The organism is Kitasatospora sp. NPDC088861 (assembly GCF_044750105.1).
Classification (GTDB): Bacteria; Actinomycetota; Actinomycetes; order Streptomycetales; family Streptomycetaceae; genus Kitasatospora.
On the sequence record NZ_JBIVJF010000010.1, the window covers coordinates 174,358 to 196,694 of the forward strand.

Genomic DNA, 22,337 nt, shown 5'->3' on the forward strand with positions numbered 1-22,337 from the left:
ATCTGTCCTCTTGTCGACTTTGGAGCATGTGCTGATGAGTCCGTACGACTCGGACCCGGGCGACCGGCTGGTGACGGCCGCCGCCGACGGGGAGGACCAGGCGGTCGAGGCGGCGCTGCGCCCCAAGGTGCTGGACGAGTTCATCGGTCAGGAGCGGGTGCGCGAGCAGCTGTCCCTGGTGCTCCAGGCGGCCCGCAAGCGCGGCAGCGCGCCCGACCACGTGCTGCTCAGCGGGCCGCCCGGGCTGGGCAAGACCACCCTGTCCATGATCATCGCCGCCGAGCTGGGCGCCCCGATCCGGATCACCTCCGGTCCGGCGATCCAGCACGCGGGGGACCTCGCGGCGATCCTCTCCTCGCTCGCCGAGGGCGAGGTGCTCTTCCTCGACGAGATCCACCGGATGTCCCGTCCGGCCGAGGAGATGCTCTACATGGCGATGGAGGACTTCCGGGTCGACGTGATCGTCGGCAAGGGCCCGGGCGCCACCGCCATCCCGCTGGAACTGCCGCCCTTCACCCTGGTCGGCGCCACCACCCGGGCCGGCCTGCTGCCGCCCCCGCTGCGCGACCGCTTCGGCTTCACCGGGCACATGGAGTTCTACGCCCCGGCCGAGCTCGAACGGGTGGTGCGCCGCTCGGCCACCCTGCTGGACGTGGAGATCGACCCGGCCGGCGCCGCCGAGATCGCCGGCCGCTCGCGGGGGACGCCGCGCATCGCCAACCGGCTGCTGCGCCGGGTCCGCGACTTCGCGCAGGTGCGGCACGACGGCCAGGTCACCGCGGAGATCGCCGCCCGGGCGCTGGACGTCTACGAGGTGGACGCCCGCGGTCTGGACCGGCTGGACCGCGCGGTGCTGACCGCGCTGCTGCGGCTGTTCGGCGGCGGACCGGTCGGTTTGTCGACTCTCGCGGTCGCGGTGGGGGAGGAGTCCGAGACGGTCGAGGAGGTGGCGGAGCCCTTCCTGGTCCGCGAGGGCCTGCTCGCCCGGACCCCGCGCGGCCGGATCGCCACCGCGGCGGCCTGGCAGCACCTCGGGCTGACCCCGCCGGTCCAGGCCAACCGGGGCGCCGTGCCCGCGCAATCCGAACTCCTCCGGGCCGACGAGGGCTGAACGGGTGATCGCCGCCCGCCGGTTCCCGGGAGGCGTCCGATGCGCCACCCCGGTGAGTGGCCCGCGTGCGAGCCGGGGGCGAAGTCCGGGGAAACTGTGCAGGCGGAGGGTCGCCACTTTTGGCGGCAGGATGCGATGCTTGGCGTTGTCCGATCAGTTCGGGGTCGCCTAGACTCCGCCGGACCGCCCCGCTCACCTGACGGGCCGACCAATACCACACAGGCCGCCGGTCGGCGGCCCGTAAAGGACCCTGGCTGCAGTGAACTTCATCATCCTTCTCCTCCCGATCATCGCGATCGTGCTCATGTTCCGGTCGCAGAAGAAGCGCCAGTCGCAGATGCAGCAGATGCAGACCTCGCTGGAGCCAGGGGCGGGGGTGCGCACCATCGGCGGCCTGTACGCCCAGGTGAAGGCGGTCAACGAGGAGACCATCGAGCTGGAGATCGCGCCCGGCGTGGTCACCCACTTCACCAAGAGCGCGATCGCCGCTGTCCTGGACCCCCAGGAGTACGACGCGATCATCAACGGCCGCCCCGCCGATGACGAGCTGGCCGAGCCGGAGGCCGAGGACGCCGACGCCGAGCCGGTCGAGGACAAGCCGCTGACGCTCACCAAGGACGGCGGCGCCAAGGGCGACGTCGAGGGCGGGGCTCCCGCGAGCAAGTAGTACGGTCGGGCACCAGCCCGGCCGCGCGGCCCAGTGCCGCGAGCCCACAGGACCTCAGGGCCGCAGAACCGCCATGCCCCCGTCCCGCCACAAGCCGGACGGGGGTCCGGTTGGGGGAGTGGCATGGACAGGGAGAAACGAGCAAGGTGGCAACACCCAAGTCGCGCCCGCGCGACGGCTACCCAGGGCGGGCGCTGGCCCTCATCCTGGTCGTCACCGTCGGACTGGTCGCCCTCATGTTCGGGACGGGCCACACCAAGCCCCGGCTCGGAATCGACCTCGCCGGTGGCACCAGCATCACGCTGACCGCGAAGTCGACAGACCCCAAGGCGATCACCAAGTCCAACATGGACATCGCCACCGGGATCATCGAGCGCCGCGTCAACGGCATGGGTGTCTCCGAGGCGGAGGTGCAGACCCAGGGCGACAACACGATCATCGTGAACATCCCCAAGGGCGGCAACCAGCAGAACGCGGCGGACCAGGTGGGTACCACCGCCAAGCTGTTCTTCCGCCCGGTCCTGGCGGTGGCGCCCAGCGGCTTCACGCCGCCGGCGCCCACCGGCTCCCCCTCGGCCACCGGCACCCCGAGCGCGGCCCCGTCCGCCGGGTCCACCGCCTCGGCCGGCGCGAGCGCGTCCGGCACGCCCAGCGCGAGCGGCAGCAAGCAGGGCCGCCCGGCCGGTGAGGCGCTGGCCGCCGACGCCAGCCCGAGCGCCGCCGCGACGGGCGCGAGCACCGCCCCGAGCGCCGCCACCACGCCGTCCGCGCCCGCCACCCCGCCCAGCGCCGCGGACGTCAGCGCCGCGATGACCCAGGGCACCGTGCCGCCGGAGCTGGCCACGGCCTTCACCAACCTCGACTGCACCAAGCCGGAGGCCCGCGCGGCCCAGACCGGCCCCGAGGACAAGGCCGTCGTCGCCTGCTCGCAGAAGCCTGAGAACGGCTACTACGAGAAGCTCGTCCTCGGCCCCGTCGCCGTGAAGGGCTCGGACGTCTCCAAGGCCCAGCCGAGCCTCGACACCCAGACGGGTGCCGGCTGGCAGGTCCAGCTGCAGTTCAACGGCGCCGGCACCGACGCCTTCACCAAGGTCACCGGCCAGCTCGCCACCCAGGCCCCGCCGAACAACCAGTTCGCGATCGTGCTGGACAACCAGGTCGTCTCGCACCCCGAGGTCAAGAACGTGATCCCCGGCGGCAGTGCCGTGATCACCGGCCGCTTCAGCCAGGCCGAGGCGCAGGACCTGTCCAACGTGCTGGGCTACGGCGCCCTGCCGCTGGAATTCAGCAAGGGCGAGATCACCACCGTCTCCCCGGCGCTCGGCGGCGACCAGCTCATGGCCGGTCTGGTCGCAGGCGTGATCGGCATGCTGCTGGTGGTGCTCTACTCGCTGGTCTACTACCGCGGCCTCGGCCTGGTCTCGATCGCCGGTCTGCTCGTCTCGGCGGCCCTGACCTACTCGATCATGAGCCTGCTCGGCGCCGGGATCGGCTTCGCGCTGAACCTGCCCGCGGTCTGCGGTGCGATCGTCGCGATCGGCATCACCGCCGACTCCTTCATCGTCTACTTCGAGCGCATCCGCGACGAGGTCCGCGAGGGCGCCCCGCTGCGCCCGGCGGTCCAGCGGGCCTGGCCGCGCGCCCGGCGCACCATCCTGGTGTCGGACTTCGTGTCCTTCCTCTGTGCCGCCGTGCTCTACGTGGTCTCGGTCGGCAAGGTCCAGGGCTTCGCGTTCACCCTGGGGCTGACCACCGCGCTGGACGTCGTGGTGATCTTCCTCTTCACCAAGCCGGTGATCACGCTGCTGGCCCGGCGCAAGTTCTTCGCCAACGGTCACCCGTGGTCCGGCCTGGACCCGAAGCGGCTGGGCGCCCGCCCGCCGCTGCGCAGCAGCCGTCGCCGTAGCCCCTCCTCTGCCGCCGTGAAGGAGGCCTGACACCGTGTCACGCTTCTCCAATCTGGGACACCGGCTCTACCAGGGCGAGGTCAGCTTCGACTTCGTCGGGCGCCGTAAGCTCTGGTACTCCATCTCCGGCGTGATCGTGCTGATCGCGGCGATCGGTCTGGCGATGGGCCTGCACCTGGGCATCGAGTTCAAGGGCGGCTCGGTCTACACCGTGACCAAGCCGGGGCTGACCGTCTCGCAGGCGCAGGAGACGTCCGACAAGATCGTCTCCTCGCACCCGCTGGTGCAGTCGACCGACAACGGCAAGATCCGCATCCAGGTCAGCACCGAGGAGCCGAAGAGCTCGGACGAGATCCGCGCTCAGCTCTCCGAGAAGCTGGCCGTGCCGCTGGACACCGTCGAGGCCCAGGTGATCGGCCCCAGCTGGGGCAAGCAGATCTCCTCGAAGGCGCTCACCGGCCTGATCATCTTCATGGTCCTGGTGACGGTCTACCTGGCGATCGCCTTCGAGTGGCGGATGGCGGTGGCGGCCCTGGTCGCCCTCATCCACGACCTCCTGATCACCATCGGCGTGTACGCCCTGGTGGGCTTCGAGGTCACCCCCGGTACGGTGATCGGCTTCCTGACCATCCTCGGGTACTCGCTCTACGACACGGTCGTCGTCTTCGACACCGTGAAGGAGAACACCAAGGACCTCACCAAGCAGAACAAGCTCACCTACAGCGAGGCGGCCAACGCGGGCCTCAACCAGACCCTGGTGCGTTCGCTCAACACCACCGTGGTCGCCCTGCTCCCGGTCGCCGCGCTGCTGTTCATCGGCGGTGGCCTCCTGGGTGCCGGCACGCTGAACGACATCTCGCTGGCGCTGTTCATCGGCCTCGCGGCCGGTGCCTACTCGTCGATCTGCGTCGCCACTCCGCTGCTGGCGCAGCTCAAGGAGGAGCAGCCGGAGATGAAGGCGCTGCGCAAGCGGGTCCTGCAGCACCGGGCCGCGGCCGCTGCCAAGGCCGCCGGCGAGGTGCCGGCGGACGAGGAGATCGCGGACGAGGACCTGCCTGCGGGTATGGTCGGTCAGCGCGGCCGGGCGGCCGGCACCACGCGTGCCAAGGGCCGTCCGTCCACCAAGCGCTGAACCGACCCGATCGTAAGGACACGCCGTGACCACCGCCGACACCGCACTGGCCGATCTGTTGAACAGCCGGATCCGGGACGTCCCGGACTACCCGAAGCCGGGTGTGCTGTTCAAGGACATCGCGCCGCTGCTGGCCGACGCCGAGGCCTTCGGCGCCCTCACCAGGGCGCTGGCGGACCGGGCGCGGGAGCTCGGGGCGACCAAGGTGGTGGGCCTGGAGGCGCGCGGCTTCGTGCTGGCGGCTCCGGCGGCCTTCGCGGCCGGGCTCGGCTTCGTGCCGATCCGCAAGCAGGGCAAGCTGCCCGGTGAGGTGTTCCGGCGCTCGTACGAGCTGGAGTACGGCTCGGCGACGCTGGAGGTGCAGTGCGACGCCTTCGCGCCCGGTGAGCGGGTGCTGGTGGTGGACGACGTGCTGGCCACCGGTGGCACCATCGGCGCCTCGCTGGACCTGGTGAAGGAGGCCGGCGCCGAGCTGGTGGGCGTCGTGGTGCTGATGGAGCTGGGCTTCCTGGACGGCCGGGAACGGCTGTCCGGGCACCTGAACGGCGCCCCGCTGGAGACGCTGGTCACGGTCTGAGGGACCTGAACGAAGGGCGGCGGTCGGATCATCCGACCGCCGCCCTTCCGTTTCCGGCCCGGGTGGATGAACGCCGGGGCGCCCGGCTCGGTACCATGAAGATTCACCCCCTCCCGGTTGCGTCCGACCGTACGGGCCGCGGCAGGGGTCGGCCCCGGTGCCCCGAGGAGAGTCCTTGCCCGACGAGGTTGTGCCCACGGCCGAAGCGGCCGCCCCCGACAACCGTCCCACGCCCTCGGGGGCCACCCCGGCACGCCCGGCGCCGACCTCCTCGCGACCGACCGGCCCCACCGGGCGCGGCTCCTCCTCGGGTGGCATGCGCGCCCGCCTGGCCCGCCTCGGCGGCCAGCGCTCCAGCGTGCTCAACCCCGTGCTGGAGCCGCTGTTCCGGTCGATCCGGGCGAACGACCCGAAGGCCGACCCGGCGCTGCTGCGGGACATCGAGCGGGCCTACGCCGTCGCCGAGAAGTGGCACCGCGGGCAGAAGCGCAAGAGCGGCGACCCGTACATCACCCACCCGCTGGCGGTGGCCACCATCCTGGCCGAGCTGGGGATGGACGCCCCGACCCTGATGGCCGGGCTGCTGCACGACACCGTCGAGGACACCGACTACGGCCTGGAGACCCTGCGCAAGGACTTCGGCGACTCGGTGGCGCTGCTGGTGGACGGCGTCACCAAGCTGGACCGGGTCAAGTTCGGCGAGGCCGCGCAGGCCGAGACCGTCCGCAAGATGGTCGTCGCGATGGCCAAGGACCCGCGGGTCCTGGTGATCAAGCTGGCCGACCGCCTGCACAACATGCGCACGATGCGCTACCTCAAGCGGGAGAAGCAGGAGAAGAAGGCCCGCGAGACGCTGGAGATCTACGCCCCGCTGGCGCACCGGCTGGGCATGAACACCATCAAGTGGGAGCTGGAGGACCTCGCCTTCGCGATCCTCTACCCCAAGATGTACGACGAGATCGTCCGGCTGGTCGCCGAGCGCGCCCCCAAGCGGGACGAGTACCTGGCGACCGTCATCGACCAGGTCCAGGGGGACCTGCGCGGCGCCCGGATCACCGCCTCCGTCACCGGCCGGCCGAAGCACTACTACTCGGTCTACCAGAAGATGATCGTCCGGGGCCGGGACTTCGCCGAGATCTACGACCTGGTGGGCATCCGGGTCCTGGTCGACACCGTCCGCGACTGCTACGCGGCGCTGGGCACCATCCACGCGCGGTGGAACCCGGTGCCGGGGCGGTTCAAGGACTACATCGCGATGCCCAAGTTCAACATGTACCAGTCGCTGCACACGACGGTGATCGGCCCCGGCGGCAAGCCCGTCGAACTCCAGATCCGCACCTTCGACATGCACCGCCGGGCCGAGTACGGCATCGCCGCGCACTGGAAGTACAAGCAGCGCGCCGTGGCCGGCGCGTCCAAGGTCCGCACCGACACCCCGACCCAGGTCCGCAAGGACGACAAGGCCGGCGCCGTCAACGAGATGGCCTGGCTGCGGCAGCTGCTGGACTGGCAGAAGGAGACCGCCGACCCGGGCGAGTTCCTGGAGTCGCTGCGCTTCGACCTGGCCAGCAACGAGGTCTTCGTCTTCACGCCCAAGGGCGACGTGATAGCCCTGCCGGCCGGCGCGACCCCGGTCGACTTCGCCTTCGCGGTGCACACCGAGGTGGGCTACCGGACGATAGGGGCCCGGGTCAACGGGCGGCTGGTGCCGCTGGAGTCGACGCTGGAGAACGGCGACGCCGTCGAGGTGTTCACCTCCAAGGCGGAGAACGCCGGACCGTCCCGGGACTGGCTGGGCTTCGTCAAGTCGCCGCGCGCCCGCAACAAGATCCGCGCCTGGTTCTCCAAGGAGCGCCGCGAGGAGGCGATCGAGCACGGCAAGGAGGCGATCGTCCGGGCGATGCGCAAGCAGGGCCTGCCGATCCAGCGGATCCTGACCGGCGACTCGCTGGTCACCCTGGCCCACGAGATGCGCTACCCCGACATCTCCTCGCTCTACGCCGCGATCGGCGAGGGCCACGTCACCGCGCAGAACATCGTGCAGAAGCTGGTCCAGGCGCTCGGCGGCGAGGAGGGCGCCACCGAGGACCTCGCCGAGACCGCGACCCCGACGCACGACAACCGCCGGGCGGCGCGCCGCCGGGCCAAGGGCGACCCGGGCGTGATCGTCAAGGGCGTCGAGGACGTCTGGGTCAAGCTGTCCCGCTGCTGCACCCCGGTGCCGGGCGACCCGATCGTCGGCTTCGTGACCCGCGGCAACGGCGTCTCGGTGCACCGCGCCGACTGCGTCAACGTCGAGTCGCTGAGCCAGCAGCCCGAGCGGATGATCGACGTCGAGTGGGCCGCCACCCAGTCCTCGGTGTTCCTGGTGGCCATCCAGGTCGAGGCGCTGGACCGCTCCCGGCTGCTCTCGGACGTCACCCGGGTGCTCTCAGACCAGCACGTCAACATCCTGTCGGCGGCGGTGCAGACCTCCCGCGACCGGGTCGCGATGAGCCGCTTCACCTTCGAGATGGGCGACCCGAAACACCTCGGCCACGTGCTCAAGGCCGTGCGCGGTGTCGAGGGCGTCTACGACGTCTACCGCGTCACCTCGGCCCGCAAGTAGCGCCCCGAGCGCGAGAGAGGGCCCCGGGAGATCCCGGGGCCCTCTCTCGCGCGTTCGGCGGATCAGCCGCTGAACTCCTCCTGGCTGCGGTGCGCCTGCTCCAGCAGGGTCTGCACGCCGGCCAGCTCGTTCTCCAGCTTGGCGATCCGGCCGGCGTTGCCGGCGGCGCGGGCCTTGTCCAGATCGGCCCGGATCTTGTCGGCCTTCGCCTCGAACAGGCCGACCATGCCGGCGGCGCGCGCCTTGGCCTCCGGGTTGGAGCGCCTCCACTCGGCGTCCTCGGCCTCGCGGATGGCCCGCTCGACCGTGTTCAGCCGGCCGTCCAGCTTCGGACGGGCGTCGCGCGGCACGTGCCCGATCGCCTCCCAGCGCTCGTTGACCTCGCGCAGCGCCGCCTTGGCGGCCTTCAGGTCGGTGATCGGCAGGATCGACTCGGCCTCGGTGGCCAGCGCCTCCTTGAGCTTCTGGTTGGCCACCTGCTCGGCGTCCCGCTCGCTGAACACCGCGGAACGGGCCTGGAAGAAGACGTCCTGCGCGCCGCGGAACCGCGCCCACAGCTCGTCCTCGATGTCCCGCTGGGCCCGGCCGGCGGACTTCCAGCGCGCCATCAGGTCGCGGTAGGCGGCCGCGGTGTCGCCCCACTCGGTGGACGAGGACAGCGCCTCGGCCTCGGCGACCAGCGCCTCCTTGGTCTGCCGGGCCTGCTCGCGCTCGGCGTCCAGGGTCGCGAAGTGCGCCTTGCGGTGCTTGGAGAAGACCGAGCGGGCGTGCGAGAAGCGGTGCCACAGCTCGTCGTCGCTCTTGCGGTCCAGCCGGGGCAGGCCCTTCCAGGTGTCCACCAGGGCGCGCAGCCGGTCCCCGGCCTCCCGCCACTGGGTGGACTCGGCGAGCTGCTCGGCCTCGGAGACCAGCGTCTCCTTGGCGGTGCGGGTCTCGTCCTGGGCCTTGGCGCGGGCGGCCTTGCGCTCCTCGCGCCGGCTCTCGATCTCGCCGGCGAGCGTGTCCAGCCGCTTGGCCAGGGCGGCCAGGTCGCCGACCGCGTGCCCCTCGGTCACCTGGGCGCGCAGGTGGTCCAGCGCGGCCTGGGCGTCCTTGGCGGCCAGGTCGGTGGTGCGCACCCGCTTCTCCAGCAGGCCGATCTCCACCTCGATGCCCTGGTACTTGCGCTCGAAGTAGGCGAGGGCCTCCTCGGGCGAGCCGGCCTGCCAGGAACCCACGACGTGTTCGCCGTCGGCCGTCCTGACGTAGACCGTGCCCTGCTCGTCGACACGGCCCCACGGGTCGCTGCTCATAGCGCGTCCTCCACATGACGTCGCGCCCGCGCCGGGGCGGCGCGCGTCCGTCGTCCACAGTTGATGTGCGGCGGACCGATGAGTCCGCCGTCCCCGTCCGCCGTGACTTGCTGCCGAGGGTGACGGCCAGGCGGGTGCGGGCACCCTGATACAACGCCAACATAGGCGACCAGCCCCGGTGCTGTCCGCATCCGGGCCGGGCGATTTCGGGCCGGGGCCGCGCCGAGGCGCTTCGGGCGCCCCTTGCGGGCGGCCCCGGGAGATGTCAACTCTTCGCGGTGGTCACCGAGTTGAAGGTGACGTCGGCCATCGGGTGGCCGTCCGGGGCACCCTCCAGGGTGCCCGCGGCGGCGATCTTCTGCACCGCGTCCAGGCCCCCGGTGATCTTGCCGAAGGGGGTGTAGTTCGGGGGCAGCTGGGTGTCCTTGTAGACCAGGAAGAACTGGCTCCCGTTCGTGCCGGGGCCGGAGTTGGCCATCGCCACGGTGCCCGCCGGGTAGGTCGCGCCGGTCAGGTTCTCGTCCGCGAACTTGTAACCGGGGCCGCCGGTGCCGCCCGGGACGGTCGCGCTGGCGGTCGGGTCGCCGCACTGGAGCACGAAGATGCCGTCGGTGGTGAGGCGGTGGCACTTGGTGTGGTCGAAGTACTTCTCCCCGGCCAGGAAGACGAAGGAGTTCACCGTGTGCGGGGCCTTGGCCGCGTCGAGCGCGAGCGTCACCTTGCCGCAGTTGGTGTCCAGCGTCGCGGTGTACGAGCCGCCCGCGTCGATCGCCATGGCCGGCTCGGCCTGCCACTGCTTGCCGTTCGGCGCGCCCGGCGCCGGATCGGCGCAGCCCTCGACCGGCTTGCGGGTCGGGGTGGTCGGCTCGGCGCTCTGGCTCGGCGCGGCCTGGGCGGAGGAGGCGGCCGAAGCCGACTTGTCCTTGTCCGAGCCGAACGCGCCGGTGCCGACCAGCGCACCGCCGCCGGCCAGCACCACGACGGCGAGCGCGGCGCCCAGGATCGTGTTGCGGCGCCTGCGCGCGGACCGCGCGGCGACCCGCCGCTCCATCTGGCGCTCGTACTTCTCTCGGGCGAGCTGCCGCCGCCGCTGTTCGCTGCTGACCACCGGCCGTGTCTCCTACGGATGTGCTGGGAAAGTGGATGGGTACCGAAGCGGATCATCGCATCCATCGGCGGCCAAGTGTAGGGACCGGGCCTGTAAGAACGCGGTGAACCTGTCAGTGCGAACCGCGCGCGCCACCCCTATCTGGTTCGCAACCGCACCCGCACCGCCGGTAGGCTGCCTTTACCTCACTGGTTTGCTGCATGACTGGTGGCTGCATCCGACCCGGCCGCCGCGACCGTAGCCGCCACTGCCGACCGCATCACGAAGGACGCGCGTGTTCATCGCCGGATTCCCCGCTGGAGCCTGGGGCACCAACTGCTACCTGGTCGCCCCGGCGGCGGGCGAGGAGTGCGTCATCGTCGATCCCGGCCACCAGGCGGCGCGCGGTGTCGAGGAGATGGTCCGCGAGCACGGGCTCAAGCCCGTCGCCGTGGTGCTCACGCACGGCCACATCGACCACGTGGCCTCGGTGGTCCCGGTCTGCGGCGCCCGCGGCGTCCCGGCCTGGATCCACCCCGAGGACCGGTACATGATGTCCGACCCGGAGAAGGCCCTCGGCCGCGCCCTGGGCACCCAGCTGATGGGCGAGCTCACCGTCGGCGAGCCCGACGACGTGCGCGAGCTCACCGACGGCGCCGTGCTGGAGCTCGCCGGCCTGCAGCTCACCGTGGACCACGCCCCGGGCCATACCGGGGGGTCGGTGACCTTCCGGACGCCCGGTGCCGAGGACCTCCCCCCGGTGCTGTTCTCGGGCGACCTGCTGTTCGCCGGCTCCATCGGGCGTACCGACCTCCCGGGCGGGGACAGCGAGGCGATCATGCGGTCGCTGGCCCGGGTGTGTCTGCCCCTCGACGACACCACCGTGGTCCTCTCCGGCCACGGCGGACAGACCACCATCGGCCACGAGCGCGCCACCAACCCCTACCTCCGACAGGCAGCAGGGGCGGCCGGCGCCCAGGCTTTCCCGCGACGAGGAATGTGACGGAAGAGAAGTTGAGCACCTTCACCGCCCCCAAGGGCACCTACGACCTGCTGCCCCCCAGCTCCGCGACCTTCCTGGCGATCCGCGAGCGCATCGCCGCGCCCGCCCGCCGGGCCGGCTACGGCTACGTCGAGACCCCGGTCTTCGAGGACGTGAAGCTCTTCTCCCGCGGCGTCGGCGAGTCCACCGACATCGTCAGCAAGGAGATGTACAACCTCACCACCCGCGGCGGCGACGAGCTCGCGCTGCGCCCGGAGGGCACCGCCTCGGTGCTGCGCGCCGCCCTCCAGGCCAACCTGCACAAGCAGGGCAACCTGCCGGTCAAGCTCTGGTACTCCGGCTCGTACTACCGCTACGAGCGCGCCCAGAAGGGCCGCTACCGCCAGTTCTCCCAGGTCGGCGCCGAGGCGATCGGGGCCGAGGACCCGGCCCTGGACGCCGAGCTGATCATCCTCGCCGACGACGCCTTCCGCTCGCTGGGCGTGCGCGACTACTCGCTGCTGCTCAACAGCCTCGGCGACAAGCAGTGCCGCCCGGTCTACCGCGCCGCCCTGGTCGAGTTCCTCGCCGGCCTGGACCTGGACGAGGACACCCGCCGCCGCGCCGACATCAACCCGCTGCGCGTCCTGGACGACAAGCGCGAGTCGGTGCAGGCCCAGCTGGTCGACGCGCCCAAGCTGCGCGACTACCTGTGCGAGGAGTGCAAGGCGTACGACGAGAAGGTCCGCGAGCTGCTCACCGCGAACGGCGTGGCCTTCGTCGACGACCCGAAGCTGGTCCGCGGCCTGGACTACTACACCCGCACCACCTTCGAGTTCGTGCACAACGGCCTCGGCGCCCAGTCCGCGATCGGCGGCGGCGGCCGCTACGACGGCCTGTCCGAGATGATCGGCGGCCCGGCGCTGCCGTCCGTCGGCTGGGCCCTCGGCGTGGACCGCACCTTCCTGGCGATGGAGGCCGAGGGCATCGTCCTCGACCTGCCCGCCGCGACCTCCGTGTACGCCGTCGCGCTCGGCGAGGAGGCCAAGAACGTCCTGTTCGCCAAGGTGGTCGAGCTGCGCCGGGCCGGCGTCGCCACCGACCTCGCCTTCGGCGTCAAGAGCATCAAGAACGCCATGAAGTCCGCCGACCGGTCCGGCGCCCGCTTCGCCCTCGTGGCCGGGGACCGGGACCTCGCCGACGGCGTCGTCCAGCTCAAGGACCTGACCACCGGCGAGCAGAACCCCGTCGCCCTCGACGCACTCGTCACCACCCTGAAGGAGAAGCAGCTGTGATCCGCACGCACGACGCGGGCACGCTCCGCCCGGAGCACGCAGGCACCACCGTCACCCTGGCCGGCTGGGTCGCCCGCCGCCGCGACCACGGCGGTGTCGCCTTCATCGATCTGCGCGACGCCTCCGGCACCGTGCAGATCGTGGTCCGCGACCTCGACTCGGTGCACGGCCTTCGCGCCGAGTACTGCGTCAAGGTCGTCGGCGACGTCCGGGTGCGCCCCGACGGCAACGAGAACCCGGACATCCCGACCGGCGCGGTCGAGGTCGTCGTCAGCGAGATCGAGGTCCTCTCCGAGGCCGCCCCGCTGCCCTTCCCGGTCGCCGAGTACGAGCCGGGCACGGTCAACGAGGAGGTCCGGCTGCGCTACCGCTACCTGGACCTGCGCCGCGAGGGCCCGGCCAAGGGCCTGCGGCTGCGCTCGAAGGTCAACAACATCATCCGCCGGGTGATGGAGGAGAACGACTACCTCGACATCGAGACGCCGTACCTCACCCGCTCCACCCCCGAGGGCGCCCGCGACTTCCTCGTCCCGGTCCGCCTGCAGCCCGGCCACTGGTACGCGCTGCCGCAGTCGCCCCAGCTGTTCAAGCAGCTGCTGATGGTGGCCGGCATGGAGCGCTACTACCAGATCGCCCGCTGCTTCCGCGACGAGGACTTCCGCGCCGACCGGCAGCCGGAGTTCACCCAGCTCGACATCGAGGCCTCGTTCGTCGACCAGGAGGACATCCTGGCCCTCGGCGAGAAGATCGTCGGCTCGATCTGGCGCGAGGTGCACGGCTACGAGCTCCCCAACCCGCTGCCCCGGATGACCTACGCGGACGCCATGGCCCGCTACGGCTCCGACAAGCCGGATGTCCGCTTCGGACAGGAACTCACCGACCTCACCGAGTACTTCAAGGGCACCGAGTTCCGCGTCTTCCAGGCCCCGTACGTCGGCGCCGTGGTGATGCCCGGCGGCGCCTCGCAGCCCCGCAAGGCGCTCGACGCCTGGCAGGACTGGGCCAAGGCGCGCGGCGCCCGCGGCCTGGCCTACGTCGTCATCGACGCCGAGACCGGCGAGCTGCGCGGCCCGGTCGCCAAGAACCTGTCCGAGGAGCACCTGGCCGGCCTGGCCGCCGCCGCGGGTGCCAGGAACGGCGACGCGATCTTCTTCGCGGCCGGCAAGCAGCGCCCCTCGCAGGAGCTGCTGGGCGCCGCCCGTCTGGAGATCGGCCGCCGCTGCGAGCTGATCGACGCGTCGCAGTGGGCCTTCCTCTGGGTCGTCGACTTCCCGATGTTCGAGCCGATCGAGGACGACAAGGGCGAGTTCCAGGGCTGGCACGCGGTGCACCACCCGTTCACCGCCCCGACCGCCGAGTCGCTCGCCACCTTCGACACCGACCCGGGCTCGGCCCTGTCCAACGCCTACGACCTGGTCCTCAACGGCTCGGAGCTGGGCGGCGGTTCGATCCGTATCCACCAGCGCGACGTGCAGAAGCGGGCGTTCGACGCGATCGGCCTCTCCGAGGAGGAGGCGGCCTCGCAGTTCGGCTTCCTGCTGGACGCCTTCAACTACGGCCCGCCGCCGCACGGTGGCGTCGCCTTCGGCCTCGACCGCATCGTCACCCTGCTCGGCGGGTACGACACCATCCGCGACGTCATCGCCTTCCCGAAGACGTCCACCGGCGGTGACCCGCTGACCGGCGCCCCGACCCCGATCACCCCGGCCCAGCGCCGGGAGGCCGGCGTGGACGCCAAGCCGAAGCTGCGCGAGGACGCCGCGAAGTCCGAGGCCTGACACCGGATCCGCTAACCTTCAACGGCCCCGGACGGTCCACCCACCGTCCGGGGCCGGTCCACAATGACGTGTGACACAAGGAGGGTTGACTCATGCAGGTGATCACAAGGGTCGAGTGTCCGGATGACGCCCCGGCGACCAGACGCGTCCACATGGCCGCGTTCCCCGGCCCCGACGAGGCGGACCTGGTCGATGCGCTGCGCCGCGATCCGGCCTGGCTGCCCGGGCTGTCGCTGGTCGCGGTCGACGAGACCGGGCTGGTGATCGGGCACGCGCTGCTGACCCGGCTGCGGGTCGGCGAGGACGGCGCGGGCCTCGCGCTCGCGCCGGTCGCCGTCGCGCCCGAGTGGCAGCGCAAGGGCGTCGGCGAACTCGTCGTCCGGGCCGCGCTGTCGGCGGCCGAGGAGGCGGGGGAGAAGCTCGTGGTCGTCCTCGGCGACCCGGAGTACTACGGGCGGTTCGGCTTCAGCGCGGCCGGTCGGCACGAGGTCAGCGGGCCGTTCGAGGTGCCGGACGCCTACTTCCAGGCGCTGCCGCTGCCCGGGTACGACGGCGCTCCGCGCGGGCTCTGCCGCTACCCCGAGGCCTTCGTGGCGGTGTAGACCGTCAGGTCGGCTCCACCGACCGCGTTCCCACCCGGGGCTCCGTCCCACCCGACGATCCCAGCCGGCCGAAGGGGACCGTGACCCGGCAGCTGCGCACGAACGCGGCCATCGCCGGCGTGAGTTCGCGGTCCTTCGGCCAGTACAGCCCGACCAGGCTCGGGCTGAGCCCCCGCACCGGCCGGTACGCGACGTCATCCCGTACGGCCAGCCGGCTCATCGTCTCCGGTGCGAAGCCGACGCCCTGACCGCACACCACCGCGGCCAGCCACTCGTCGGTGTTGTGCGCCACCGCGCCGATCCGCACCGGACGCCCGCCCCGCTCCCGGCCCGCCAGCCAGTACTCGCGCCAGTGCCCGGCCTCGTGCGGTATCGCCACGAACGGCTCGTCCAGCAGGTCCTCGACGGACAGCTCGGCCCGGTCCGCCAGCCAGTGCCCGGTCGGCAGCGCCACGACCCGCGCCTCCTCGCCGAGCACGGCGACGTTGTAGTGCTCGACCAGCCACGCCGGGCCGTGCCAGAGCGTCAGGTCGATCTCGCCGGTGGCCAGGCCCGAGGTCGGGTCGAACCAGTTGTTCTGCCGCAGCTCCACCTGCCAGCCGGGCATCCGCCGGGCGAAGTCGGCGACGGTGCTGCGGGTCATCAGGTTGATGATGCCGCCCTCGAACCCCACGCGCAGCACCGAGCCCTGCTCGGCGGCGGCCGCCCGGGTGGCACGCAGCGCGTCCTCCCAGCCGGCCAGCATCGCCCCGGCGTAGTCCGCCAGCGCCCGCCCGGCCGGGGTGGGCGCCATGCCGCGCCGCGAGCGCTCGAACAGCGCGACCCCGAGCAGCGATTCCAGCTGGCGGATCTGCTTGGTGAGCGTCGGCTGGGAGACGAACAGCCGGGCCGCGGCGGCGGTCAGCTGACCCTCCTCGCAGACCGCGGCGAAGCTGCGCAGCAGGCGGGTGTCGACATCCATGCCCCAAGGTTATGGAACCGGATATTGGACCCGTCCGGCAGGTGTGGGTCAAGGTTGGTCGTTCGGCGTTCACGCCGACCGGACGGGGGAGCGCGGCAGCGGCGGTTCAGGGGGCCGCCGCTGCCGCCCACCCGTCCGCCGACCTGCGGGGGCGGCCTCCAGCGCCTACGGTGAGTGCTCATCAGCAGCAGCCGGACGGAGGACCCCAGGTGGCCGAGGAGCAGCGGACCGCGAAGCCGGAACGACTCGCGAGGAAGCCGTACGAGCGGGAACTGCTGCGGCTCCAGCAGGAACTGGTGAAGCTCCAGGAGTGGGTGCGGGTCGAGGGCGCCCGGCTGGTGGTGGTCTTCGAGGGGCGCGACGCCGCCGGCAAGGGCGGCGCGATCAAGCGGGTGACGGAGTACCTGAACCCGCGCATCGCCCGGGTCGTGGCGCTGCCGACCCCGACCGAGCGGCAGAAGACCCAGTGGTACTTCCAGCGGTACGTCGAGCAGCTGCCGGCCGCGGGGGAGATCGTGCTGTTCGACCGCAGCTGGTACAACCGGGCCGGCGTCGAGCGGGTCATGGGCTTCTGCACGGACGAGCAGTACTGGCAGTTCCTGCACCAGTGCCCGACCTTCGAGCGGATGCTGATCGAGGAGGGCGTCCTGCTGCGCAAGTACTGGTTCTCGGTGAGCGACACCGAGCAGGAACGGCGCTTCCGGGACCGGCTGGAGGATCCGATGAAGCGCTGGAAGCTCTCCCCGATGGACGTCGAGTCGATCACCCGTTGGGAGGACTACTCGCGGGCCAAGGACGAGATGTTCGTCTACACCGACACCCCGGACTCGCCCTGGCACGTGGTGGAGAGCGACGACAAACGGCGGGCCCGGATCAACATGATCGCCCACCTGCTCTCCACCGTGCCGTACCGCGAGATCACCGCCCCGCAGATCGACCTGCCGCCCCGCCCGGCCCCGCGCGGCTACCAGCGGCCCCCGCGCGACCTGCAGAAGTACGTCCCGGACCACGCGGCCCGCCTCGATCGGCGGGCGGCCCGGGCGCGATGAGGCCGGCTCGCTCCGGCGGGTGTGTCGGCGGCCTCGCATAGGCTTCCGGTGTGGACGAACCGGACCTCTTCACCGCCGCCGCCGAGGAACGCCAGAGCAGGGAGCCCGGCCGGGCGCCGCTGGCCGTACGGATGCGTCCGCGCACCCTGGACGAGGTGGCCGGGCAGCGGCAGCTGCTGAAGCCCGGGTCGCCGCTGCGGCGGCTGGTCTCGGGCTCGCGCGGGCCGGCGGCGACCAGCTCGGTGATCCTCTGGGGCCCGCCCGGCACCGGCAAGACCACCCTCGCGCACGTGATCAGCCAGGCCGTGGAGGGCCGCTTCGTCGAGCTGTCCGCGATCACCGCCGGGGTCAAGGAGGTCCGGGCGGTGATCGACGGCGCCCGGCGGGCGGTCGGCATGTCCGGCCGGGAGACGGTGCTGTTCCTGGACGAGATCCACCGCTTCTCCAAGGCCCAGCAGGACTCGCTGCTGCCGGCCGTGGAGAACCGCTGGGTCACCCTGATCGCGGCGACCACGGAGAACCCGTACTTCTCGGTGATCTCCCCGCTGCTGTCCCGCTCGCTGCTGCTCACCCTGGAGTCGCTGACCGACGAGGACGTCCGCGCCCTGCTGCGCCGCGCGGTGGCCGACGAACGCGGCCTGGGGGGCGCGTTGGACCTGACGGCGGAGGCCGAGGACCACCTGGTGCGCCTCGCCGGGGGTGACGCCCGGCGGGCGCTCACCACGCTGGAGGCCGCGGCCGGGGCGGCGCTGGAGAAGGGCGAGGCGAGCATCACGCTGGCCACCACGGAGACGGCCGTCAACCAGGCGGCGGTGCGCTACGACAAGGACGGCGACCAGCACTACGACGTGGCGAGCGCGCTGATCAAGTCGATCCGGGGCAGCGACGTGGACGCCACCCTGCACTACCTGGCCCGGATGATCGAGGCGGGGGAGGACCCGCGGTTCATCGCCCGCCGGCTGATGATCTCGGCCAGCGAGGACGTCGGCCTGGCCGACCCGACGGCGCTCCAGACGGCGGTCGCGGCGGCCCAGGCGGTGGCCCTGATCGGCTTCCCGGAGGCGCGGATCATCCTCTCCCAGGCGGCGATCGCGCTGGCCCTGGCGCCCAAGTCCAACGCGGCCTACCTGGCGATCGACGCGGCGCTGGCGGACGTCCGGCAGGGGCTCGCGGGCGCGGTGCCGCCGCACCTGCGGGACGCGCACTACGGCGGCGCGGGCAAGCTCGGCCACGGCCGGGGCTACCAGTACCCGCACGACCTGCCGGAGGGCATCGCGGCCCAGCAGTACGCGCCGGACGCGGTGCACGGCAAGGACTACTACCAGCCGACCCGGCGCGGCGGCGAGGCCCGCTACGCGGACGTCGTGGAGTGGACGCGGGGCCGGCTCAGGGGCGAGTGAGAAGGGGCGGTCGAGCACCCGGTACAATCGGTCGGAGTGCCACGTCCCGGGACGGCGGCGGGGGAGACCCCACCGACCGGCCACACCAGCGGGGCATCGGCCGTAGGCCTCCTCCGGGAGGCCCGCACCAGGAGCGTCGCGCACCGTTTCGGTGTCGCGGACGGCCCGGGTTTCCGGGCTGTTCCGTGTGACCAGCACTTTTGTGCCCGGCTCCGGAGAGCGGCTGACCGCATCGCCTCGGCGATGGGTTGTCTCCGGGTCGCGAGATGCGACCTCCGTCAACACCTGGTGAAGCCGTATTCGTAAGCAAGGAAGGTTTGGTTCATGGCGAACCAGAAGCGTCCCAAGGTCAAGATCGCGCGTGCGCTCGGCGTGCCGCTGACCCCGAAGTCCGTCAAGTACTTCGAGGCCCGCCCGTACCCGCCCGGCCAGCACGGCCGTGGTCGCAAGCAGAACTCGGACTACAAGGTCCGTCTGCTCGAGAAGCAGCGTCTGCGCGCCCAGTACGACCTGAGCGAGAAGCAGATGGCGCGCGCGTTCGACCGCGCGAAGAAGGCCGAGGGCAAGACCGGTGAGGCGCTCGTCGCCGAGCTGGAGACCCGTCTGGACTCGCTGGTGCTGCGTTCGGGCATTGCCCGCACCATCTACCAGGCCCGCCAGATGGTCGTCCACGGCCACATCGAGGTCAACGGTGGCAAGGTCAACAAGCCGTCGTACCAGATGAAGCCGGGCTTCGTGGTGACCGTCCGCGAGCGCAGCAAGGAGAAGGTCCCGTTCCAGGTCGCCCGTGAGGGTGGCTACGCGGGCGAGGGCCAGACCCCGAAGTACCTCGAGGTCAACCTGAAGGCCCTGGCCTTCCGCCTGGACCGTGCGCCGCAGCGCAAGGAGGTCCCGGTGATCTGTGACGAGCAGCTGGTGGTCGAGTACTACTCGCGCTGACCCGCGGCGGTTCCGCATCTGCGGTACCTCAGCGAGCCCCCGTCGCCTTTCGAGGCGGCGGGGGCTCGCCCCTTTTCCGGTGGCAGCTCCTGGTGCCGGTCGGACAGGACCTAGCGGTTCTCGCCGGTCATCGCCGCGGCCAGCCGCAGGTGGGGGCGGGCCTCCTCGGCGCGGCCCTGGCGCTCCAGGGTGCGGCCGAGCATCAGCCGGGCGTAGTCCTCGGCCGGGTCGGTGTCCAGGATCCGGAGCAACTCGGCCTCGGCGCGCCCGAGTTGGGCGGAGTGGTAGTAGCTGCGGGCCAGCAGCAGCCGGACCGAGAGGTTGGCCGGCTCCTCGGCCAGCACGCCCTCCAGCATGCGGGCGGCGTCGGCGTAGGCCTTGGACTCGAAGTGGAACGTCGCGAGGCGGTACTCGTCGGCGGCGGTGGTCACGGCCACGGGGTGCTCCTTCCGGGTGGTTCCTTGCCTCCTCAAGCAATCGGCAAGTTTCAGCTATTCCTGGCCGGTGCGGGCGTCGGTGCAGACGGCACCGAGCAGGGCCCGGACCCGGGCTCCGGGCCGCCCGCCGACCCGCTGCCGCCCAGCGCCCGGGAGACCGCCGCGTCCAGGTCGAGCCGGGCCCCGGCCTGGTAGCACCGCTCGTACTCCTGCGCGGTCAGCCCCGCCCGGGCCCGCTCCGCGCACTCCTGGTGCGGGCCGAAGAAGGACCGCGAGCCCAGGAAGGGCAGGCCGACCGCGCCCCAGATCCGGTGCGCGGCGCCCTGCAGCACCCGGGCCCCGCCCAGGTCGCCCGGCGCGCCCGGGCCGCCCGGCTCGGTCTCCAGCAGCGCCAGCAGGTCGATCGCCAGCGCGATGCCCAGCAGGTCGTGGAACAGGTGGTTCAGCCGCAGGCCCTCCCGGGCCAGGGCGCGGGCCGCCCGGACGGCGCCGTCCATCCAGTGCGCGTACGCCATCGCGTACAGCACGTACGCGTACGCCCACTGCTCGCCGTGCTCCTCGCACAGCTCGCGGGCCTGGCCGAACCAGAGCTCCCCGCTCTCCGGATCCCCCTGGAAGAGGTGCGCGAGGCCCAGCTCGACCATGGCCAGCACGACGTTGCTGTTGAGCTCGCCGATCGTCCGGTAGTGCCAGAGCGCCTCCTCGAACAGCTCGGCGGCGCGGTCCGGCTCGTCGCCGATCAGGGCCGCGCTGCCCTGCCGGTGGACGGCGTAGGCGAGCGCCCGGTCGTCGCCGGTGTCCAGGGCCTGGCGGCGGCACTCCTCCAGTGCCGGGCGGGCCGTCTCCAGGTCGCCTTGCAGGGTGGCCAGATGGCCGGTCACCCAGAGGGCCTTGGCGCGGGCCTCGGTCGGCTCGCGGTCCAGGGCGAGCGCGCGGTCCAGCCAGTGCCGCCCCTCGCCGAGGTGGCCGCAGCCGACCCAGTAGAACCACAGCGTGCCCGCCAGCAGCAGGGCGATCTGCTCCTCGCCGGGCTCGGCGAGGCAGAACTCCAGCGCCGCGCGGAGGTTGGGGTGGGCGAGTTCGGTGCGCTCGGCGGTCTCGGCCTGCCGGGGCCCGAACCACTCGACCTCGCCCCAGGTGGCCACGCCCAGGTACCAGTCGCGGTGGCGGCGCAGCAGCCGCTGCTCCTGGCCGGCGGCCCGCAGCCACTGGCCGCCGTAGTCGCGCAGGGTGTCCAGCAGCCGGAAGCGGACGCCGAAGGCGCTGTCCTCGCCCAGCACCACGGACTTGCCGACCAGTTCGTCGAGCAGGTCGAGCACGTCCTCGGCCTCCAGGCCGTCACCGGCGCAGACGTACTCGGCGGCCTCCAGGTCGAAACTGCCGGCGAAGACCGACAGGCGGGCCCAGAGTAAACGTTCCTGCACGGTGCAGAGCTCATGGCTCCAACCGATCGTGGTGCGCAGCGCCCGGTGCCGCGGCAGGGCCGTCCGGGAGCCGCCGGTGAGCAGCCGGAACCGGTCGTCCAGCCGGGCGGTGATCTGCTCCACCGACAGCGCGCGCAGCCGCCCGGCCGCCAGCTCCACCGCCAGAGGGAGGCCGTCCAGACGGCGGCAGAGCAGGCTCACCGCCTCGGCGTCGGCCTCGGTCAGCGCGAAGGAGGGCAGCACCGCCCGGGCCCGCTCGGCGAACAGCCGCACCGCGTCCGGCAGTCCGCCCGGATCGCTCGGACCGCCCGGATTGCTCGGACCGCTCGGCCGCGGGTCGACCGGCAGCGGGGCCAGGGTGAGCAGGTGCTCGCCCGAGGCCCGCAGCGCGGCGCGGCTGGTGGTCAGCACCCGGAGGCTGGGCAGCGCCCGCAGCAGCGCGTCCGCCAGTTCGGCGCAGGCCTGCACCAGGTGCTCGCAGCCGTCCAGCACCAGCAGCGTGCACCGGCCGGACAGCCGCTCGGTGAGCAGGTCGAGCGGCGGGCGGGCGGTGCCGTCGGTCAGCCGCAGCGCCTCCAGCACCGCGCGGCCGAGCAGCAGCGGGTCCTGCACCGGGGCCAGCTCGACCAGCCAGGTGCCGTCCGGGAAGGCGCCGGCCGCCCGGGCGGCGGCGCGCAGGGCCAGTCGGCTCTTGCCCACCCCGCCCGGCCCGGTCACCGTCACCAGCCGGGCGCCGGCCAGCAGGCCCGCCAGCTCGGCCAGCTCCCGCTGCCGCCCGACGAAGCCCGTCACCTCGGCCGGCAGCCGACCGGGCTCCGGCTCGCGCGGCCGCGCCGCGGGTTCCCCGGACTGTGCTCTCCAGTCGCCGGCCAAGCGCTGCTCCCCGTGTTCCTGGCCCGGACCGTCGGGGCCCGGACGTTCGTCGGGCCGTACGGGCGACGGCCCGCCTGGCAGAACGAGGTGACCGGCCGGTAGGTTACGCGCGCGGTTCGCACATCCGACCGGTTCGGCCGGTGGCCGACGCGACGGCGGACCCCGGGGCCCGGCGACAACCCGGTCCGGAAACCGGGCGTGGGCGCGATAGGGTTC

At 72.3% G+C, this 22,337-nt stretch carries 18 protein-coding genes; 13 read left to right on the forward strand and 5 right to left on the reverse strand.

Translation table 11 applies throughout. The annotated features are described in order from the left end of the window. The first annotated feature begins 34 nt into the window (after positions 1-34). From ruvB to ACIP37_RS19495, 6 genes are all read left to right on the forward strand, one after another. On the forward strand, positions 35-1,111 hold the full coding sequence (ruvB, locus tag ACIP37_RS19470; protein WP_363583074.1) for a Holliday junction branch migration DNA helicase RuvB: 1,077 nt from the start codon (positions 35-37) through the stop codon (positions 1,109-1,111). Positions 1,112-1,370: 259 nt separating this feature from the next. After that, positions 1,371-1,778 (forward strand): preprotein translocase subunit YajC, encoded by a 408-nt coding sequence (gene yajC / locus ACIP37_RS19475; RefSeq protein ID WP_363583076.1) that lies wholly within the window; start codon positions 1,371-1,373, stop codon positions 1,776-1,778. 146 nt (positions 1,779-1,924) lie between these two features. Then, positions 1,925-3,715 carry a protein translocase subunit SecD gene (gene secD, locus ACIP37_RS19480; RefSeq protein WP_400803616.1) on the forward strand — a complete coding sequence of 597 codons (1,791 nt, stop codon included), beginning with the start codon at positions 1,925-1,927 and terminating at the stop codon, positions 3,713-3,715. Positions 3,716-3,719: 4 nt separating this feature from the next. Next, positions 3,720-4,817 (forward strand): protein translocase subunit SecF, encoded by a 1,098-nt coding sequence (gene secF / locus ACIP37_RS19485; RefSeq protein WP_363583078.1) that lies wholly within the window; start codon positions 3,720-3,722, stop codon positions 4,815-4,817. 25 nt (positions 4,818-4,842) lie between these two features. Beyond that, a complete protein-coding gene (locus ACIP37_RS19490) occupies positions 4,843-5,394 on the forward strand; it encodes an adenine phosphoribosyltransferase (RefSeq protein ID WP_363583080.1) in 552 nt (183 codons plus the stop codon). A gap of 190 nt (positions 5,395-5,584) precedes the next feature. Further along, positions 5,585-8,002 (forward strand): RelA/SpoT family protein, encoded by a 2,418-nt coding sequence (locus tag ACIP37_RS19495; RefSeq protein ID WP_400330135.1) that lies wholly within the window; start codon positions 5,585-5,587, stop codon positions 8,000-8,002. Positions 8,003-8,064: 62 nt separating this feature from the next. Here ACIP37_RS19495 and ACIP37_RS19500 read toward each other — a convergent pair whose 3' ends face one another. Both ACIP37_RS19500 and ACIP37_RS19505 read right to left on the reverse strand, forming a co-directional pair. Next, a complete protein-coding gene (locus tag ACIP37_RS19500) occupies positions 8,065-9,294 on the reverse strand; it encodes a DUF349 domain-containing protein (RefSeq protein ID WP_400803612.1) in 1,230 nt (409 codons plus the stop codon). A gap of 265 nt (positions 9,295-9,559) precedes the next feature. Then, positions 9,560-10,402, reverse strand: coding sequence for a peptidylprolyl isomerase (locus ACIP37_RS19505; RefSeq protein WP_363583084.1), 843 nt, complete (start codon positions 10,400-10,402; stop codon positions 9,560-9,562). A gap of 274 nt (positions 10,403-10,676) precedes the next feature. On the opposite strand from ACIP37_RS19505, the gene ACIP37_RS19510 reads away from it, so the two are divergent. The 4 genes from ACIP37_RS19510 (at position 10,677) to ACIP37_RS19525 (ending at position 15,038) form a co-directional block, all read left to right on the forward strand. Further along, on the forward strand, positions 10,677-11,384 hold the full coding sequence (locus tag ACIP37_RS19510) for an MBL fold metallo-hydrolase (protein WP_063346799.1): 708 nt from the start codon (positions 10,677-10,679) through the stop codon (positions 11,382-11,384). Between the two features lie 11 nt (positions 11,385-11,395). Then, positions 11,396-12,658 carry a histidine--tRNA ligase gene (gene hisS / locus ACIP37_RS19515; RefSeq protein ID WP_063346798.1) on the forward strand — a complete coding sequence of 421 codons (1,263 nt, stop codon included), beginning with the start codon at positions 11,396-11,398 and terminating at the stop codon, positions 12,656-12,658. Beyond that, the gene (gene aspS, locus ACIP37_RS19520; protein WP_363583088.1) at positions 12,655-14,436 is read left to right on the forward strand and encodes an aspartate--tRNA ligase; all 1,782 of its coding nucleotides are present in this window, start codon (positions 12,655-12,657) and stop codon (positions 14,434-14,436) included. The genes hisS and aspS overlap by 4 nt, the downstream gene beginning before the upstream one ends. A 92-nt stretch (positions 14,437-14,528) precedes the next feature. Then, positions 14,529-15,038, forward strand: coding sequence for an N-acetyltransferase (locus ACIP37_RS19525; protein ID WP_363583090.1), 510 nt, complete (start codon positions 14,529-14,531; stop codon positions 15,036-15,038). 4 nt (positions 15,039-15,042) lie between these two features. Here the strand turns inward: ACIP37_RS19525 and ACIP37_RS19530 are convergent, their stop codons facing one another. Then, positions 15,043-15,999 (reverse strand): LysR family transcriptional regulator, encoded by a 957-nt coding sequence (locus tag ACIP37_RS19530; RefSeq protein ID WP_400803606.1) that lies wholly within the window; start codon positions 15,997-15,999, stop codon positions 15,043-15,045. 209 nt (positions 16,000-16,208) lie between these two features. Between ACIP37_RS19530 and ppk2 the strand changes: the two genes are divergently transcribed. The 3 genes from ppk2 (at position 16,209) to rpsD (ending at position 19,387) form a co-directional block, all read left to right on the forward strand. Then, positions 16,209-17,048 (forward strand): polyphosphate kinase 2, encoded by an 840-nt coding sequence (gene ppk2, locus ACIP37_RS19535; protein ID WP_363583094.1) that lies wholly within the window; start codon positions 16,209-16,211, stop codon positions 17,046-17,048. Positions 17,049-17,098: 50 nt separating this feature from the next. Further along, complete coding sequence (locus tag ACIP37_RS19540) at positions 17,099-18,448, forward strand: replication-associated recombination protein A (RefSeq protein ID WP_363583096.1); 1,350 nt, start codon at positions 17,099-17,101, stop codon at positions 18,446-18,448. A gap of 324 nt (positions 18,449-18,772) precedes the next feature. Next, positions 18,773-19,387 carry a 30S ribosomal protein S4 gene (rpsD, locus tag ACIP37_RS19545; RefSeq protein ID WP_063346792.1) on the forward strand — a complete coding sequence of 205 codons (615 nt, stop codon included), beginning with the start codon at positions 18,773-18,775 and terminating at the stop codon, positions 19,385-19,387. Positions 19,388-19,497: 110 nt separating this feature from the next. On the opposite strand, the gene ACIP37_RS19550 is transcribed toward rpsD, so the two are convergent. After that, positions 19,498-19,818 carry a tetratricopeptide repeat protein gene (locus ACIP37_RS19550; protein WP_380377234.1) on the reverse strand — a complete coding sequence of 107 codons (321 nt, stop codon included), beginning with the start codon at positions 19,816-19,818 and terminating at the stop codon, positions 19,498-19,500. A 56-nt stretch (positions 19,819-19,874) separates the two neighbouring features. Beyond that, positions 19,875-22,121, reverse strand: a complete 2,247-nt coding sequence (locus tag ACIP37_RS19555; protein WP_400844144.1) for an ATP-binding protein — start codon at positions 22,119-22,121, stop codon at positions 19,875-19,877. Positions 22,122-22,337: the final 216 nt, after the last annotated feature.

Excerpts from the sequence above, each read along its gene's own strand:
- ruvB (WP_363583074.1), top strand. The coding sequence starts at position 35 with ATGAGTCCGTACGACTCGGACCCGGGCGACCGGCTGGTGACGGCCGCC.
- ACIP37_RS19500 (WP_400803612.1), bottom strand. The coding sequence starts at position 9,294 with ATGAGCAGCGACCCGTGGGGCCGTGTCGACGAGCAGGGCACGGTCTAC.
- ACIP37_RS19525 (WP_363583090.1), top strand. The coding sequence starts at position 14,529 with ATGCAGGTGATCACAAGGGTCGAGTGTCCGGATGACGCCCCGGCGACC.
- ACIP37_RS19530 (WP_400803606.1), bottom strand. The coding sequence starts at position 15,999 with ATGGATGTCGACACCCGCCTGCTGCGCAGCTTCGCCGCGGTCTGCGAG.
- rpsD (WP_063346792.1), top strand. The coding sequence starts at position 18,773 with ATGGCGAACCAGAAGCGTCCCAAGGTCAAGATCGCGCGTGCGCTCGGC.